Origin of the sequence: Kitasatospora sp. NPDC093558, from assembly GCF_040683475.1 — a bacterium.
In the GTDB taxonomy this organism is placed as follows: Bacteria; Actinomycetota; Actinomycetes; order Streptomycetales; family Streptomycetaceae; genus Kitasatospora.
This window is the reverse complement of record NZ_JBFBDY010001069.1, coordinates 316-1,617: the sequence shown is the minus strand read 5'-3', so window position 1 is coordinate 1,617 and position 1,302 is coordinate 316. Positions and strand designations below refer to the sequence as shown.

Annotated in this window: 2 protein-coding genes; both read left to right on the top strand. The window is 69.8% G+C overall.

The features are described 5' to 3' along the window. The first annotated feature begins 86 nt into the window (after positions 1–86). The gene (locus AB0O00_RS38535) at positions 87–1,094 is read left to right on the top strand and encodes a carbamoyltransferase C-terminal domain-containing protein (protein ID WP_363659339.1); all 1,008 of its coding nucleotides are present in this window, start codon (positions 87–89) and stop codon (positions 1,092–1,094) included. After that, positions 1,091–1,302 (top strand): hypothetical protein (locus AB0O00_RS38530; protein WP_363659338.1); only part of this gene is annotated, 212 nt, incomplete at its 3' end. The genes AB0O00_RS38535 and AB0O00_RS38530, both read left to right, overlap by 4 nt.

The window sequence follows — 1,302 nt, the reverse complement described above, 5'->3', positions numbered from 1 at the left end:
TCGGAGGCGCGCGGTTCCTCGACGAGCTCCGGCGCGTTGCCAGGCTGGATCCGCGCTCGGGGCGACTGCACCTGTAGCTGCGCTACTTGGACCACCATCGTCGGTCCAGCGCCCAGCGCAACCTGTTCAGCCCGGCTCTGGTCGAACTCCTCGGGCCGCCCCGGCGTACCGAGGACGAGATCACGGATCGACACCGCGACATCGCCCGCGCCCTCCAGCACCTCCTGGAGCAGCTGGTCGGTTCCTACCTCGCCTTCGCCCAGCGCCTCGTGCCGCGACGATCGCTCTGCCTGGCTGGCGGCGTCGCGCTCAACTGCGTCGCCAACGCCACGGTGATCGACTCGGGCCGGTTCGACCGGATCTTCATCCAGCCCGCAGCAGGCGACGCCGGCACCTCCATCGGCGCGGCGCTGGTCACCGCAGCCAGCCCGATCCGGCGCCCGCTTCGACACGCCTTCCTTGACCCCTCCTACGACGAGAAGACCATCCGCTCGGCCCTGCGCGACGTCCCTGCCGACCGGTACCGGGTGCAGCGCACGGCCGAGCCGCACCGGGAAGCCGCGCGGCTGCTGAGGGCGGAGAAGGTGATCGGCTGGTTCCAGGGCCACATGAAGTTCGGACCGCGGGCGCTGGGAGCCCGCAGCATCCTCGCCTCTCCCCGGCACGCCACGACCGCTTCCCGGATCAACGCTATGATCAAACAGCGGGAGGCGTTTCGCCCGTTCGCACCGGCCGTACTGGCAGAGCACGCCGACGACTTCTTCGCCCTGCCGTCGGCTGGCGCACTCGTCTACCCGTACATGCTGGCGACCGGCACGGTGCACCAGCACCAGCGGCACCGCCTTCCAGCCGTGGTCCACGTGGACGGCTCCGCCCGCGTCCAGACAGTGCACCGGGACACAAACCCCTTACTGTGGAACGTCATCGATGCCTATCACCAGCTTTCGGGTCTACCGGTCGTGCTGAACACCTCGTTCAACGGCGCGGACGAGCCGATCGTCTGCACCCCGGGCGATGCGGTCGCGACCTTCCTGCGCTGCGGCCTGGACGCGCTCGTGGCCGGCCCGTACGTCATCGAGGAGATCACCCGGTGAACCACCCCGGCGGCATCATCCCCGCCCCCTTGCGCATAGCGGTGGAACGAGAGTTCGGCCCCGTCGTCCACATCGAGGAGCGACCTGGCGGCCACACCCCCGGCGTCTGCGCCGCCCTTACCCTGACCGACCGACGCGTCTTCCTCAAGGCGATAGCGGTCGGCCACCCGCTCTCGCAGGGCCACGGCTGGAGGCCGGGATCAATTCC